The 15,716-nt window shown below is 62.2% G+C and carries 10 protein-coding genes; 3 read left to right on the forward strand and 7 right to left on the reverse strand.

Annotated features, from left to right (window positions below; translation table 11 throughout):
• Nucleotides 1-184: 184 nt before the first annotated feature.
• On the reverse strand, nt 185-1,666 hold the full coding sequence (gene xylB / locus NCT32_RS02645; RefSeq protein WP_061117667.1) for a xylulokinase: 1,482 nt from the start codon (nt 1,664-1,666) through the stop codon (nt 185-187).
• Between the two features lie 170 nt (nt 1,667-1,836).
• On the reverse strand, nt 1,837-3,216 hold the full coding sequence (gene dalD, locus NCT32_RS02650) for a D-arabinitol 4-dehydrogenase (protein ID WP_061117666.1): 1,380 nt from the start codon (nt 3,214-3,216) through the stop codon (nt 1,837-1,839).
• Between the two features lie 375 nt (nt 3,217-3,591).
• Here dalD and NCT32_RS02655 point away from each other — a divergent pair, with 375 nt between their 5' ends.
• Nucleotides 3,592-5,136 (forward strand): FGGY-family carbohydrate kinase, encoded by a 1,545-nt coding sequence (locus tag NCT32_RS02655; protein WP_061117665.1) that lies wholly within the window; start codon nt 3,592-3,594, stop codon nt 5,134-5,136.
• Nucleotides 5,137-5,166: 30 nt separating this feature from the next.
• On the opposite strand, the gene NCT32_RS02660 is transcribed toward NCT32_RS02655, so the two are convergent.
• Entirely contained in the window at nt 5,167-5,988 is an 822-nt protein-coding gene (locus NCT32_RS02660; RefSeq protein ID WP_061117664.1) for an EAL domain-containing protein, read from the reverse strand.
• A gap of 252 nt (nt 5,989-6,240) precedes the next feature.
• Between NCT32_RS02660 and hmgA the strand changes: the two genes are divergently transcribed.
• Together hmgA and fahA are read left to right on the forward strand one after the other, a co-directional pair.
• Nucleotides 6,241-7,590, forward strand: a complete 1,350-nt coding sequence (gene hmgA, locus NCT32_RS02665) for a homogentisate 1,2-dioxygenase (protein WP_061117663.1) — start codon at nt 6,241-6,243, stop codon at nt 7,588-7,590.
• Nucleotides 7,587-8,873, forward strand: coding sequence for a fumarylacetoacetase (gene fahA / locus NCT32_RS02670; protein WP_061117662.1), 1,287 nt, complete (start codon nt 7,587-7,589; stop codon nt 8,871-8,873). Before hmgA ends, fahA begins: the two co-directional genes overlap by 4 nt.
• A gap of 346 nt (nt 8,874-9,219) precedes the next feature.
• On the opposite strand, the gene NCT32_RS02675 is transcribed toward fahA, so the two are convergent.
• The 4 genes from NCT32_RS02675 to NCT32_RS02690 all read right to left on the reverse strand — a co-directional run bounded on the left by NCT32_RS02675 (nt 9,220) and on the right by NCT32_RS02690 (nt 15,699).
• Complete coding sequence (locus NCT32_RS02675) at nt 9,220-9,741, reverse strand: hypothetical protein (RefSeq protein WP_143756315.1); 522 nt, start codon at nt 9,739-9,741, stop codon at nt 9,220-9,222.
• A gap of 262 nt (nt 9,742-10,003) precedes the next feature.
• Nucleotides 10,004-10,204 (reverse strand): PAAR domain-containing protein, encoded by a 201-nt coding sequence (locus NCT32_RS02680; protein WP_061117659.1) that lies wholly within the window; start codon nt 10,202-10,204, stop codon nt 10,004-10,006.
• A gap of 68 nt (nt 10,205-10,272) precedes the next feature.
• Entirely contained in the window at nt 10,273-14,055 is a 3,783-nt protein-coding gene (locus NCT32_RS02685; protein ID WP_143756314.1) for a type VI secretion system Vgr family protein, read from the reverse strand.
• 483 nt (nt 14,056-14,538) lie between these two features.
• Nucleotides 14,539-15,699, reverse strand: coding sequence for an MFS transporter (locus NCT32_RS02690; protein WP_061117657.1), 1,161 nt, complete (start codon nt 15,697-15,699; stop codon nt 14,539-14,541).
• Nucleotides 15,700-15,716 lie beyond the last annotated feature (17 nt).

The raw sequence follows: 15,716 nt of genomic DNA on the forward strand, positions 1-15,716 counted from the left end.
TGTGACCGCGGGCGTGTGGAGCTGCTTTCTTTGGTTACTTTCTTTGCAGCAGCAAAGAAAGTGACTGCCGCCCCGCATAGGGGCAACGCTAATAAACCAAAAAGAAAACGGGATCCGCCGAAAAAAAAAGCGCCAACAACGACCACGACAACAAATTCCATAGAAGCCCACGAGCACCACAAAATCAAGCCAACCTCGGCCGCGCCGGATCAAACAACGGTCTCACATGCTGATACAACTCCCGAAACCCCTTCAGACGCTGCCGAAGCATCTCATGCCGCCCCGCGTCCGGCGTAAATTCCTGCTTGATCTCGGGCTTGGCGAGCACCGTCGCCGGGTCGCCGCCCGCCGCAAGCCAGCCAAGCCGTGCCGCGCCCAGCGCCGCGCCGGTCTCGCCGCCGCCGTGCGTGCGCGTCGGGGTATCGAAGGCATCGGCGAACATCTGCGCCCAGTACGCGCTGCGCGCACCGCCGCCTAACATCGACAACGCGCGCGCCTGCGTGCCCGCGGATTCCAGCGCGTCGAGACCGTCGGTCAGCGAGAGCGTCACGCCTTCGAGCACCGAGTAACCGAGCAGCGCGCGATCGGTCGCGTGCGTCATGCCGAAAAACACACCCTGCGCGTACGGATCGTTGTGCGGCGTGCGCTCGCCGCTCAGATACGGCAGGAACAACGGCGCGGAAGGCAACACGTCGGCGGGCAAGGCTTCGATTTCCGCGAGCAAGGTCGGCTCGTCCGTCGATGTCAGTTTGCACACCCAGCGCAAACAGCTCGCCGCCGACAACACCACGCTCATCTGATGCCAGCGATCCGGAATCGCGTGGCAGAACGCATGCACCGCCGACGCCGGATTCGGCCGGAAGCGATCGCCGATCACGCACAGCACGCCCGATGTGCCGAGCGAGAGAAAGCCATCGCCCGGATCGGTCGCGCCGATGCCTACCGCGCTCGCGGCATTGTCGCCGCCGCCCGCCGCGACGACCACGTGGTCGCCCAGCCCGAATTCGCGCGCGAGCTCACGCCGCAACATCCCTGACGGCTCGCTGCCCTCGGCAAGCGACGGCATCTGCTGGCGCGACATGCTGCATGCCGCGAGCAACTCGTCGGACCAGTCGCGCCGTGCGACATCGAGCCAGAGCGTGCCCGCGGCATCCGATGGATCGGAGACCTTCGTGCCCGTCAGATGCATGCGCAGATAATCCTTCGGCAAGAGCACGCACGCGGTCTGCTTGAAGATTTCGGGTTCGTTGTGCGCGACCCAGAGGAGCTTCGGCGCAGTGAAGCCGGGCATCGCCAGATTGCCGGCGATTTCGTGCAGGTTCGGCGCGCGCTCGTAGAGTTCGGCGCACTCCTTGTCGCTGCGCATGTCGTTCCACAGGATGGCGGGGCGCAGCACGTTGTCGTATGAATCGAGCAGCACCGCACCGTGCATCTGACCCGAGAGGCCGATGCCGCGCACCTGCGCGAATTCATCCGGGAATTTGTCGCGCAGCTTGAAGAGCGCGGCGCGCGTGCCTTCCCACCAGTCGAGCGGATTCTGCTCCGACCAGCGCGGCTTCGGACGCGATACGGTAAACGGCGTGCCCGCCGTGCCGATGACGCTGCCGTCGCTCGCGAGCAGCAGAACTTTCACTTCGGAGGTGCCGAGGTCGATGCCTAAGTACATGAACGGACCCTTTGTCGTCGCCGGGATCGAACCCGGCCAAAAACAGGCGTGACGCCGATGCAGCGGGAGGCGCTAATTTAACGCCACGCAGCGCGCCGCGCCATGGGCACATTACCCGAGCGGCGCGGCGCTGGTTTCAACTCGCGTTTAGGGCGGCGATAACATCGGGCTTATGGGCGATTGGCGAGCCACGCATCGACCTTCGAAATCGCGTTGCGCATCACGCGCTCGAGACCTTCGGTCTGCGCCATGCTGCCCCACAGGAGCTTGTCTGCCGTGAACGCCTTGACCGGATCGGTGGCCGTGAAGAAGGCATGCGCGGCCGATGGGTCCATCACCCCGTCCTGATACGTGTAAGGCAGCTTGCCTTCGTGCCAGCGTTCGAGAAAGCGGAAGAAGAGCGCGGGCAGGATGGCGGTCGAATCGGGATCGACGTTGCGTGCGAAACATTCGGAGAGCGTCGGCGCGATGAAGCCCGGCAGCTTCGAGAAGCCGTCCGCCGCGACGCGCTGGTTCGTGTCCCTGATATAGGGATTGCTGAAACGATCGAGCACGACATCGCGATACTTCGCGAGATCGATCGGACTGGGCGTGAGGCAGGGGATGACGTCGTCGGTGACGTAGGCGTCCGCGAGCGCGCGAATTTCCAGGTCCTGCGTGCCTTCGTGGATGTATTGCAGCCCGACGAGCGTGCCCGCCCACGCAATGCAGCTATGGCTCGCATTCAGGATGCGGATCTTCGCTTCCTCGTACGGATGCACCGATTCGACCATCTCCGCGCCGACCTTCTCCCACGCGGGCCGCCCGGCGACGAAGTTGTCCTCGATCACCCACTGGATGAACTTCTCGCCCATCACGGGCGCTTTGTCGTCGAAGCCGGTCGCGGCCTTCACGCGCTCGGCGACATCGGGCGTCGGACGCGGCGTGATGCGATCGACCATCGCGTTCGGGCACGACGTGTTCGCGATCATCCAGTCGCGCAGCGCGGTCTCGCCGCGCCGCTCCAGGAATTCCAGCATGCCCGCCTTGAATCGGTCGCCGTTGCTGCGCAGGTTGTCGCAATTCTGCAGCGACACCTTGCCCGCGCCGTTTTTCATGCGCGCATCGAGGATGGCGGCGAGCGCGCCGTAGATGGTCGTCTTCGCGCCTTTCAGATCGGCGGCGAGATCGGTGTTGGCGGTGTCGAGCTTGTCGTGCTCGTCGAGGTAGTAGCCGCCTTCCGTGACGGTGAACGACACGATCTTGCAAGCCGGATCGGCGCCCGTCGCGATCAGTTCGTTCAGATCGGCCGACCACGGCACGACCTTCCTGATCGAGCGGATGGTCTCGTATTCGCGCTCGCCCTTAGGCGTGACGGTCTCGAGCGTGTACGCCCCATGCTGCGCGGCGAGCGCTTCGAGCACGGCATTCATGTCGCCGCGAATATTGCCGACGGCGAGCGACCAGCTCGTATCGCCCGTTTCGTTCAGTCGGTGCAGATACCACGCCTGATGCGCGCGATGAAAAGACCCGGCGCCGATGTGCAGGATCACGTTGGCTTCGCTAGTCATGTCGTCTCTTCCTCTGATTGGGATGCGCGCCCGTTCTTCGCGGACGGCGGGTCGCGATGGCGCGCGAGGCGCTCAAAGCGCTCAAGGCGCTCAAGGCGCTGAAGTGAGCATTTGCTCTGTCGTTGATCGAATGATCGTATTCGCCCGGACTAAAGTCAAGGCGCGATAGTTCGTGCGACGCCGCGCAAACCGCGCGTCGCGCGAACGGCACATCCATCGCCGACGCGCGCTCCGGACGGCGCTGCGGCGCACAAATTCCATCGACGGGTACGCATCGGGAATAACCCGTATAGGCAAGCTGACGGCCAATGAACGAAGGTGCGTGAGCCAATTGCCTTTAACGATAGGCGCAAAAACAGAACGCGGGAGACGGACATGAATTATGTGATCGGCATCGACATCGGCACGCAGAGCACGAAGGCGCTGCTCGTCGAAACCAGCGGCGCGATCGTCGCGCAGCATTCGAGCGCTTACCATCCGGATACGCCCAAACCGTTGTGGGCGGAGCAATGGCCTTCGGTATGGTTCGAGGCCGTGACGGAGTGCATCGCGGCGGTCGTCGCGAAGGCGCGCGAGAAGGGCGTCGCTTCGAGCGATGTGAAGTCGCTCTGCGTGAGCAGTCTTTACGGCGGCTCGGGCATTCCCGTCGACGAGCACATGGAACCGCTCTACCCGTGCCTCATCTGGATGGATCGGCGCGCGACGGCGGAAGTCGACTGGGTGCGCGCGAACGTCGACATGAAGCGGCTGGAAACGATCACGGGCAACGGCGTCGACAGCTATTACGGTTTCACGAAGATGCTCTGGCTGCGCCGCCATCAGCCCGACGTATGGAACAAGACGCGCTATTTTCTGCCGCCCAATGCATTCGTGATCCAGCGACTGACTGGCGAGCTCGCCGTCGACCACAGTTCGGCGGGGAATATCGGCGGCGTGTACGACGTGGCGAAGCGCGCGTGGTCGCGCGAGGCGCTCGACATGCTGGGCATTCCCGCTTCGATGATGCCGCAGCGGCTCGTCGAATCGTCGGAAGCGGTGGGCGGATTGTTGCCGCAGTGGGCCGACAAACTGGGGCTTGCCGCAGGCACGCCGATCGTCGCGGGCGGCGTCGATGCGGCGGTCGCGACCTTCGCGGCGGGCGTCACGAAGGCGGGTCATCACGTCGCGATGATCGGCACGAGCATGTGCTGGGGCTACATCAACCAGACCGTCGATGCGAGTCACGGACTCGTGTCGATGCCGCATGTCTACAACGGCAAGCACGATCTCTATGTGTTCGGCGGCGCGAGCACCGCGGGGCAGTGCGTCGCGTGGTATCGCGATCAGTTCTGCCAGGCCGAAATCGCCGCGGCGAAGACGATGCCGCATGGCGACCCGCATCGGCTGCTGGAAGATGCGGCGTCGAAGGTTGCGGCGGGTTCGGATGGCGTCGTGTTTCTACCGTATCTGATGGGCGAGCGCAGCCCCGTCTGGGACGCGCGCGCGAGCGGGACGTTCGTCGGGCTCAACCTGTTTCATACGCGCGCGACGCTTTATCGCGCGGTGCTCGAAGGCGTCGCGTTCGCGTTGAAGCACAACATGGAAGCGGGGCGGCGCGGGGCGCAGTCGCTCGATGACCGGTTGATCGTCGTCGGCGGCGCGGCGCATTCGGATCTGTGGATGCAGATCATCGCCGATGTGACCGGCTATCCGGTATTGTCGATCGAGCAGGACGTCGAAGCCGCGATGGGCGCCGCGCTGCTGGCGGCGCTGGGCGCGGGGCTGGTGTCGCGGGAAACGGCGGAAGGCGGATGGGTCACGCTCGTCGAACGTGCGCAGCCGGACAAGGAGCGGCAGCGGGTCTATGCGGATCGCTTCGGCGTCTATCTCGATCTCTATCCCGCGTTGAAGCCGCTGATGCACCGTTTGCGGGTCGAATGAGGCGAATGAGCGTCCGGGGCCCGCCGCGATTCACCGGCCGTGCACCGGATGCGAATCGAACACCGGTCCCTGCACGAAGTGCACGTCGAACTGCTGCAATGCGTTGAACTGCGCTTCGTCGCGGACATTGGAGAAGATGAGCGGAATCTTCAGCCGATGCGCATACGCCACGAGATGCTTCACTACGGAATCGCGTAAAGCCTGCGCCGCATCCATCTTGATGAAATCGAGCCGTGCCATATCCGACACCGCCATGATCTGCCCGGCATTGGGCAGATTCCCCGCGACCTTGAACCCGTAACGCTGATAGCTCTTGGTGAGATAACCAAGAAACGTCTTGTGCGCGACGGCGGCAGCCGGCAATTCGATCACCACACGCGACGGCGTCATGCCGAACTCCGTCAGCACGGAAGAAAAGTGCAGCCCGTGGTCGTACTTCACGCTCTTCAACAGCCGCTCGTGCACGCGCAAAAACAGAAGCCCCGGCCGATGCGGCCCGAAGAAATTGAACGCGTGCACCGCGCGCGATAGGCGGTCGAGCGCGACCAGTTCGCGATCGTTTTCCAGTTGGCCGAACGGATCGTGCGGCGCATCGCCCTGAATCAACGTCAACGCCTGCACGCCGAGTTCATCGCCGAAACGCTCGGCGCTCTCCGGCGATGCGCTCAATGTCTGCGGGAAGCTATGCGTGCCGACATCGAAGATCGGCTCGTAGGCGCTCGAAATGCACAGATCGCCGTACCGCGCGATGGCCTGCCCGGCGTGCTCGTTCTCGCCGAGCGCGACATGCGCGCCGAGAAACGGATGTTCCGCGGCGCGGGCGACGAGTTCAGGCAAGGACGGGGCGATCATGGATGGAGCATTCGTATTGTGAGGCGTGCCGTACCGGGCGATTGTCGTCGGAAGGGTCGATGGTATCAGCGCGCAGCACCGCGTCCAGCACCAAATTCACATATTGATATGCCGGAGTAAGGGCGTCGATTAAGGGTATACGAGCAATTTCACTAATCGTAATTGGTTTTACCATGCGTAAAACATCGCGACAGCGTGCCGCGCTCGCCGTCGCCGCCTGACCGTCGCATTTTTTCGCCGAGGATTTCGACCATGCCAACGTTCGAGACGCACACGGACGCGAATCAGCACTATCAATCCGGCTTCGCCAACGATTTCGCCACCGAGGCGCTGCCGGGCGCGCTGCCCGTCGGCCGCAATTCGCCTCAGCGCGTGGCCTACGGCTTGTATGCCGAACAGCTTTCGGGCACGGCGTTCACGGCGCCGCGCGCCCACAATCGCCGCTCGTGGCTCTATCGCATCCGGCCGGGTGCCGTGCACAAGCCGTTCACCCGTATTCCCGCCGACACGATGCGCGCGAAGCTCGTCGGCAATTTCGGCGCGGGTTCGCCCGATGTGCCGCCGACGCCGCCCAACCAGCTTCGCTGGGACCCGCTGCCGATGCCCGCCGCGCCGACCGATTTCATCGACGGATGGGTGACGATGGCGGGCAACGGCGCCGCCGAATCGATGACCGGCTGCGCGATTCATCTCTACGCCGCGAACCGGTCGATGCAGGACCGTTTCTTCTACAACAGCGACGGCGAGCTGCTGATCGTGCCGCAGCAAGGGCGCCTCGCGATTTCGACGGAGCTCGGCAAGCTCGACGTCGAGCCGTACGAGATCGCGGTGATTCCGCGCGGCGTGCGCTTCTCGGTTGCGCTGCCCGAAGGCGCGGCGCGCGGCTATATCTGCGAGAACTTCGGCGCGCTCTTTCAGTTGCCCGATCTCGGTCCGATCGGCTCGAACGGGCTCGCGAATCCGCGCGACTTTCTCACGCCGCAGGCGGCCTATGAAGACCGCGAGGGCAAGTTCGAGCTCGTCACGAAGATGAACGGCGTGCTGTGGCGCGCGGATATCGGTCATTCGCCGCTCGATGTCGTCGCGTGGCACGGCAACTACGCGCCGTACAAGTACGACTTGCGCCATTTCAACACGATTGGCTCGATCAGCTACGACCATCCCGATCCGTCGATCTTCCTCGTGCTGCAATCGCCGAGCGACACGCCGGGCGTCGATACGATCGACTTCGTGATCTTCCCGCCGCGCTGGCTCGCGGCCGAGGATACGTTCCGGCCGCCCTGGTTCCATCGCAATGTCGCGAGCGAGTTCATGGGCCTCGTGCATGGCGTCTACGACGCGAAGGCCGAAGGCTTCGTGCCGGGCGGTGCGAGCCTGCACAACTGCATGTCGGGACACGGGCCGGATGCCGGAACGTTCGAGAAGGCATCGAACAGCGATACCTCGAAGCCCGCGAAGGTCGACGCCACGATGGCTTTCATGTTCGAGACGCGCACCCTCATCAAGCCGACGCAGTTCGCGCTCGACACCGCGCAACTGCAGGCGAACTACTACGAGTGCTGGCAAGGCCTCACGAAACACTTCAATCCGGAGCAACGATGAACGACGCGCTGAAGGCCACACTTGCGCCTGCCCTGAAGAGCTGGATCGAATCCGCGAACGATCCCGCGAGCGACTTCCCGATCCAGAACCTGCCGTTCGGTATTTTCAGCGACGCGGTGAATGCGCAACCGCGCGCGGGCGTCGCGATCGGCGAGTGGATCGTCGATCTGGCCGCGCTCGAACGGGCGGGTCTCCTCAAAGCGCAAGGCACGTTCGACAAGCCCCGCCTGAACGACTTCATCGCGCTCGGACGTGAGACATGGCGCGACGTGCGCATTGCGCTCTGCGCCTTGCTCGCGCAGGGCGACGCGACACTGCGCGACGACGAATCGCTGCGCCGCCAGGCGCTCGTGCCGCGCGCCGGCGCGACGCTGCATCTGCCGCTGGAGATTCCCGGCTACACGGACTTCTATTCGTCGAAGGAGCACGCGACCAATGTCGGCTCGATGTTCCGCGATCCGAAGAACGCGCTGCTGCCGAACTGGTCGGAGATGCCGATCGGCTATAACGGGCGCGCGTCGTCGGTGGTCGTGAGCGGCACGCCGGTGCGCCGCCCGAACGGACAGATCAAGCTGCCGAATGAAGATCGCCCGGTCTACGGCGCGTGCCGCAAGCTGGATATCGAGCTGGAGACGGGCTTCATCATCGGACGCGGCAATACGCTCGGCGAGCCGATCGCGTGTGAGGACGCCGAGGCGCACATCTTCGGCATGGTGCTGCTGAACGACTGGAGTGCGCGCGATATTCAGCAATGGGAATACGTGCCGCTCGGCCCGTTCAATTCGAAGGGCTTCGCGACGACCATCTCGCCGTGGATCGTCACGCTCGATGCGCTCGAGCCGTTCCGCACCGCGACGCCGCGGCAGGAGCCGGCGCCGCTTGCCTATCTGCGTCATGAAGGCGATCACGCGTTCGACATCGAACTGGAAGTCACGCTGCGCGCTGAAGGCGCCCGCACGGCCACGACCATTTCGCGCACCAACTTCAGGCTGATGTACTGGTCGATGGCGCAGCAGCTCGCGCATCACACGGTCGGCGGCTGCAATACGCGCGTCGGCGATCTGATGGGTTCCGGCACGATCAGCGGACCCACGCCGGAGTCGTGCGGCAGTCTGCTCGAAAGCACGTGGAATGGCCAGCGGCCGCTGCAGCTGGAAGAGGGCGGCGAGCGCGTGTTCCTGCAGGACGGCGATGAAGTCATCTTGCGGGGATGGTGTCAGGGGGAGGGGTACCGGGTTGGCTTCGGCGCTTGTGCCGGGCAGGTTCTGGCGGCGCGTGGTTGACGAACGAGCGGCCGGGGTCAGAGGTGGCTTCGAGATTTCGGACGGTTCGTCGTTGAGATGGAACCGGAGCATCATCGAGGCCCACGAACCTGGCGAACGGAGACATCAGGAGGACGCCAACGAGCCAAGGATAAAGCGCGCACGCCGCAGGCTTTCAGCGCTCAACAGGCAGCGCGCCGCGCTTATCCCCGCGCACGCTCGTAAAACTCTCGACAGAGTCGCCGATGCTTGTACACCGTCCCTGCTGGAAGCGCCACAAACATCAACGTGGCGCCCGCGCCTAAAGCACTACAGGTCCAGACGACCCCGGCATCCGACGCGATCACCGCGCCTTCAATCAGAAGCATTAGAGACCCGAGCACCGGCTGGGCGGTCTGTAAAGTCTTGAGGGCAGCGGCGATTTCGTCGGTGGTCGTGGGAATGGGGCGGAACAGGCGCGCCTTGGGCTTGGCTTCGTGTCTCCCAGCATCTGCCACGAGCCGAACAAAATCCCGACCGCCACCTCCGATACCGGGAACGCGCCGTCCTCGTTAAGCTGACACGCCAGCATCAAGCATAGGTCCGGCATGATCTTCCGCCCACGATATCCGTAGTGATAGCGAACCTTCTGATTCTCCATCCATTCATCAAGAATGCTCGGCACGTCCTTCAACGCGTAGCGAGACAGGGCGATATGTTCGTGTGCCATTTCAAGCTTTTGCAGCACTCCGCGAAAGACTGCCAAATGCGCTTCGATGACATCCCCTGCGGCCTGCAAGCTCAACACCTTCCACTGTGACCACGCGCGCCAATTGTTGAAGTTGTCTTTACAGAGAAAATTCCATAGGTCTACGCGGGCATGCCAGTCCTCGGAGGGTAGATAGAGCAAGCCGCAGAACGCACCCCAGACCAGAAACGGGAGGCCCAGTGCAAAGCCGAAAAATTAGCCGATACGATCGACTCGCCTTGTTTCCAGTTCAGGATCGTGACGATGAAACCCGCTACGAATACCACGACGAAGGCCAACACCGCTATCCAGATGGAGGGCGGTTCGATGTGCTTGTATTCGGGAACGTCTGGAATGCGCCTTGTACTCATGCGATGTCCATCCCCTTCGTGGTGGCGCGGACAACGTTGCCGCATTGGGTCAATCATCCATCGGCGACCCACTTGCGCCCGTCTTCCTCGTAGCCTTCACCGTGCTCGATGATGGGATTATCTCCATGCAGCGGACAGGACACGATATCGTGCTCGAGCGCGACCATGCGCCCGTGGATGTCGAACGAGGATGAAGCGGTCTTGACGACTCCGCCATGTGAAGCCGGGTGGCCCTTGCATACTGGATTTTTCATGTTCGATCTTCAAGAATAGAGAGCAAGCCGGGGCGGGATGCCCCGGCGTGGACACGATCGGCCGCGCGTTACGCGCTCATCCATTCCCAGAACAGTCTCGGCCCGGCGACATCGGCAATATCAACGGCGGGAAGCTGCTCGCCGATTCGGAAACGTTGCTCATACTGTGAATAGGTAATGTCTCCCTTGCTGTTGTACGAGAAGTCTTTCGCGCGCAGTACCCAACGGCCCTCGCGCGGGCACGTTTCACCGGGTTTGCAGATAGTCGCGCGGGCGAGGTCCGTCTCCCATTCCCAGCGGTCCCAGCGTTGGAAATCGAGATCGGGCGCGGCCGTGCCTTGCTCGAACTTCTTCACGAACTGATCGCGTGTGCCGGTGATCGACGTTGCGCGGTAGTAGCCGGATTCGGCAACCGTCGCGCCGGGCATAAGGAACGACACTTCCTTGGCTTTTCGGGATTCGAAGTCTTTCCACTCTTGCGGTGTGGAGGGGTAGTCGCGGTCGAAGGTTACGCGGTACGGATTCTTGTAGTCGGAGTGAAAATCGGCTTTGCCCATCGTTCCAACCGGACCGAATCCACCGATATCCATGAAAACCTGAACGTGGAATTCATAGATACCTGCTCTAAGCTTCACGTTCGGCGCTGCTAGGAATTTGAAGATGACTGAGCTTCGCGCGGGGATAGTGACGTTCTCTTCCGTAAAATCAGATTTGTTGACCAACGGTGCACCTTTTGAGCAACCGTCAAGAATGAGTAGACTCCCATGAGTATTTAGCGTGTTTTCAACCGCGCGACTCTTCGTCGTTATATCGAAATTTGGACCTGTCCCGTCACGGTATTTCATCAGCAAGCCACCGGAAATCGGGCTATCAACACCGTTAGCAATCCCAGGCCAATGAAAATCGTGATGGTATGCAACTGACTGCATCTTTCCTGCTGCGTCGAGCAAGGCGTTCCCGCTTGAGTCGGCCTGTACCAGGTCGACGGGAATGATCTTGATTCGAACGACCGCAGTTAGGATTTGGTTCTCTGCATCGTAATTGAGTTCGAAAGCCGTCGGGAAACTCCCTCCGCCCATGATCTGATTCTGTCTTTTGTCAAGCCAAGGGGTTTTGAACTTCGTCAGCGCCTTATACGTCTTAGTTTCGGTCGAGGCCGTACACTCCTTCTTCATATTTTTCAATTTCCAATCGCACCAGACAGGTTTGCCAATTTTGATAGGCTCCGGTTCTGGGTCCTGGTCCCTTGGCTTTGGCGATCGCTTCAACTCATGCTTCGAATCGTGATCCGCCTCGGGTGCGTCCGTTGATGGTTGATCGGTCGCACTGGCACCGGCCGGCACCGGATCTGACGCAACGGGGTCGGGCATTGCCTGCGATGCGAGAGCAGCGGGAACCGCGCTGGCACTCTGCGGCCGCTCCCAGTTCACTTGCTTCGATCCCGACGGCGTCGTCTTCTCCGCGAAGCTGTCGGAGTACAGCCACGCGTCGCAACTCGTCCTGAACGGCACCACCACGGGCGCGAACGCTGGACCGGCCAAATGCATGATTTCCGCCGCAGACTTCCTCAGACCCGGAAGCTTGAGCTGCAGCGGCTTGGCGCTACCAAGCGTGATAGTCCCGTCCTTCAATTCGACATACGCGCCGCCGCATTCGAGTACAAGCTCCTTGTCTGCCCGCACATGCACGGCGCCGTTCGCGCTCGTCACGATGACATCCTTCTGCGCGGCGAGCGCGAGCACATCGGACTGAGCCTGAATCTCGATCGGTCCTTTCCCGGCGAACATGCGAATACCCATCGTGTTCGCAAACAACGAAAGCACTTCGCGCGCGGCGATCGCGACGTTCTCGAAGGCGCTGACATTGAACCCGCGAGAGGTTACAACGCTCACGTCCTTGCCTGCGCCGATCATCACGCGATCGGGCGTCGCCAGTCCGATGCCGTGAGGCGCCGAAAGCGCAATGACCTGCTTCTTGATGTCCGCGAGTTCGTCCTTGAGCCATTGATTCTCGGCCTTCAGGTCTGCAACTTCGGCCTTGGATGCAACCGCACCCTGCGCCAACGCATCAGCTTGCGCTTGCGTGCGCTCGAATAGAGCCGTCGCGCCGCTCGTATCCGTGATCTGTCCTTGCGCCTTGTTCTGCGGTTCGGTCGAGATCAACAGACCCTGACCGGCCCTCAGTGCCCCTTTCGCATCGCTGCGCAGCTCGAAACCGAGTCCTCGAAGTTGGTCTCCACTGCTGACCGCATGACCAAGGTTCAGTTGTGACTTACCCGGCTCAGTGGCGATCTTGATATGTTCTTGATTCTCGCGGTCCTCGACCTGAATCGTGTTGTTGCGAACCGTGTGAATGACGACGTTGCGCGTGCGCCACTTGTGTTCCTGATGAACCGGATCGGTGTCCAGCGAGTTATGGAGCGCATGGAGTATGTATGGGAGGTCTGGATTGCCCGCGAAGAATGCGATGGCAACCTCAGAACCCGGCAGATAGGGCATGTGAAAACCGGTCTGCCACTTGCCTGCAAAGGGCTTCGCAAGCCGCAACAAGCAACTGTTCAGACCCGCCACGCGTCGCTCCCGGTCATCGTGGAACTGGACGATGTACTCACCATGTTCGTCGATATACGGACCGCTAAATCCGGGTGTCGACGCGATCGTCCCGGTAATCGTGCCTTCGATGCGCGGCCATTCCGATTCGCGCAAAGGCATCCGATACAGCCGGTCGGAAGGAACCGCGGTGAACTCGACCTTGTACCCTTGCTTGCGTGAAGCGCTGCATTTCATGCTCACGATCAGCAGCCCATACTTCGCATCGGCGAGCGTGTGGTTAGTGAACGCGAGGACGGTGCCGGGCGTCACATCCAACGCATCGCTAGTGCCCCGGTATTCGATTCGCGCGGCCTCTGCCGCCTCACGGCGCAACAGTGCTTCGCGCTGCGCGTCCTCCTTGGTTTCGATCGCCAGATTAGCCTTCGACGCTTCGCCGTAAGTGCTGGTGTCGTCATCCTTGGCGAAAATCTGTTCGGTCGCCTCGATCGGATAGGGTGCCTGCCGGTAGTTGTAGCTACGGACGTGATAGGTCGTCGGAATGCTGACCGCATGCATTTCCAGCGACTTCACCGACTCGGTACCCTGCGTTTCCATTCCGGCCTCGGGGCGGAACGGCAGTTCGAACGGACGATTCTCGTGTTCGGTATCGCGCCGATAATGCGTAAGGTCATCGCCGAAGCGAACGAGTTCGCAATCTTCGCCTTCCTCGCAGACGAACCAGATGCCGGTGCGTTCGCAGAGGCGCTTCAAAAACGACAGGTCGGATTCGTGCCACTGCGTGATGATGCGACGCTTTCGATACGTCCGATACAGATTCATCTCCACGCGCGCCCAAATCTTGTTGAAGCCGTGCTCCTTCAGGAGTTGTTGCATGACCTCCGGCTCGCTCTTGTCGAAGAAAAAGCGCACTTTCGGCGTGTTGCGAAGCAGCGCGAGGCGCGATTCCAGTACGACTTCGTAGACGCTCTGGTTCTTTGAAGTCGAGAGTTTGGAGAAGCCTGTGATCACGCCAAATTTGTGACGTGCCGGATCGGGCTTGAGTTGCCGTATCGCATCGTGCGGCGGCTGCACGAGAAGGGAGCCGCGCTTGCCCAGATATTCGCGCTGGGACAGATCGTGCGACGTATGCGTGAACTGAATCGTGTAGCGGCTCTCCTCTCCGATGGCTTCCTCGCCCTCAATGCTGAAGACATCCGCCGTGGCCGAACTCGGCGCGCTTCTTATCTCGAGAAAGTAGGGCTGATGTTGTCCTTGAAAAGCGCGCTCGCGTCTTTCAAAGTATTCGTCTCTGCGATTCAACGATTCCTCCTTCGTGCCAAGAACGTATAGCCAGAACAAAAAAGACCCGCCGTAGCGGGTCGAAAGCAGTGCTCAACTTCACGAAGCGCGTGCACCCATTGGGAATGGGGTTGGGCGCCGGCGGCCCTCCGGGAACCTAAGCAGGCCGACGACTCGGAGCGAGGAGCCTTGGGGTTTGAAGGCTAACGTGCAACCGACAGGATTTGTGTATCAATTCGTGTTGCTAAACGATTGGACGAAAGTGTCTGATATAAGCGGTCGAAAAATGGAAGCGGGCGGGGATTGCGTTCTCGTTGGACTCAGCTGTTCCAAGTTAAAGTTGATTTGGATACCGTAGAGTTGCTTATTCGCTAGCTCGCGAACCACTGCACGCGTGCAGAGAAAAGCTCGCATCAAAAATGACCCTGCGGTACGAAAAAGGTAGAGCAGTTCAAGCAGCCGGAGGCGCCGAAGCAGCCGCCCGTCGATCGACATGTACGACGTTCACTCCGATACCCGCGCGGACGACGCACGCCGCTCCCACCACGCCGCCACCAGAAACGAACCCGCCGCCACCGTCAACACGCCGATCAACGCATCCGCGCCGACGCGCTGCATCAGCGTCCCCGCGATCATCGGTCCGCCGAAACTCGCCACGCTCCACGACGCGCCGACGATCGCCGTCGCCGACACGAGCATCGGGCCGCGGAAGCGCTCGCCGCACGCGACGATCGAGAGCGTGTAGATGCTGCCCGCCGCCGCGCCGACCACGAAGAGCAGCGGCCAGCAGATCCACGGGTGCGGCATCGCCCACGGCAGCAACGGCAACAGCAGCACTACGACCACGCCCGCGCCCGCATGCACCTTCGCGCGCCCGATGCGATCGGCGAGCCAGCCGATGGGAAATTGCATCGTCGTGTCGCCGAACAGGATGGCCGAGGCGAATAGCACGCCGACTTCCTCGTCGATGCCGTGCGACATGGCGAAGAGCGGCATCAGCGAGAGCGCGAGCGTGTCGAAAAGGGCGAAAAAGCCCGTGCCGATCACGAGCGCGGGCATGCGCGGCAGCACTTGCCGCCAGTCGCCATGTTCGCCGTCGCCGGATGCGAGCGTGTGCGGCGTGCCGCGTATCGACGCGAGCGCGGGCAACGCCAGCAGAAAGATCGCGCCGCAGATCGCGAAGCGCATCGACGGCAGACCGCCGATCACGCTGACGAGCACCGGGCCCGTCATCTGGAAGAGCGTGAAGTTGGTCGCGTAGATCGCGACGACGCGCCCGCGCGTCGAATCGTCGGCGAGTTGCGTGACCCACGCCTCGCCGATCGTGAAGAGCAGCATCAACGCGGCGCCGCACAGCAAGCGCAGCACGGCCCACAGCCAGAGATCGACGGTGAACTGCATCGCGATGGTGGAGAGCGCCGCGACGATCACCGTGCCCACGATCGTCTCGCGCGCACCGCACCGTGCGGCGACGCGGCTCGCGAGCGGCGCGACGGCGAGACCGCCGCCCGCCTGCATCGCCGTCATCAGCCCGACGATGCCGGTGCCGTAGCCCGCCTGCGTGAGCGCGAGCGCGGTCAACGGCAGCGTCGCGCCCAGCCCGAGGCCGACGACCGCGACGCTCAGGATCAGCGCGAGAAAGTCACGCGAGAGAATGCCCTTCATGCAACGTACCGCGCGCC

The organism is Caballeronia sp. INML2 (assembly GCF_023631365.1).
In the GTDB taxonomy this organism is placed as follows: domain Bacteria; phylum Pseudomonadota; class Gammaproteobacteria; order Burkholderiales; family Burkholderiaceae; genus Caballeronia; species Caballeronia turbans.

What these genes read in the sequence shown, in the direction of transcription:
- NCT32_RS02660 (WP_061117664.1), bottom strand. Translation starts at nt 5,988, where the DNA reads ATGATCGCCCCGTCCTTGCCTGAACTCGTCGCCCGCGCCGCGGAACAT.
- xylB (WP_061117667.1), bottom strand. Translation starts at nt 1,666, where the DNA reads ATGTACTTAGGCATCGACCTCGGCACCTCCGAAGTGAAAGTTCTGCTG.
- fahA (WP_061117662.1), top strand. Translation starts at nt 7,587, where the DNA reads ATGAACGACGCGCTGAAGGCCACACTTGCGCCTGCCCTGAAGAGCTGG.
- hmgA (WP_061117663.1), top strand. Translation starts at nt 6,241, where the DNA reads ATGCCAACGTTCGAGACGCACACGGACGCGAATCAGCACTATCAATCC.
- NCT32_RS02690 (WP_061117657.1), bottom strand. Translation starts at nt 15,699, where the DNA reads ATGAAGGGCATTCTCTCGCGTGACTTTCTCGCGCTGATCCTGAGCGTC.
- NCT32_RS02680 (WP_061117659.1), bottom strand. Translation starts at nt 10,204, where the DNA reads ATGAAAAATCCAGTATGCAAGGGCCACCCGGCTTCACATGGCGGAGTC.
- dalD (WP_061117666.1), bottom strand. Translation starts at nt 3,216, where the DNA reads ATGACTAGCGAAGCCAACGTGATCCTGCACATCGGCGCCGGGTCTTTT.
- NCT32_RS02655 (WP_061117665.1), top strand. Translation starts at nt 3,592, where the DNA reads ATGAATTATGTGATCGGCATCGACATCGGCACGCAGAGCACGAAGGCG.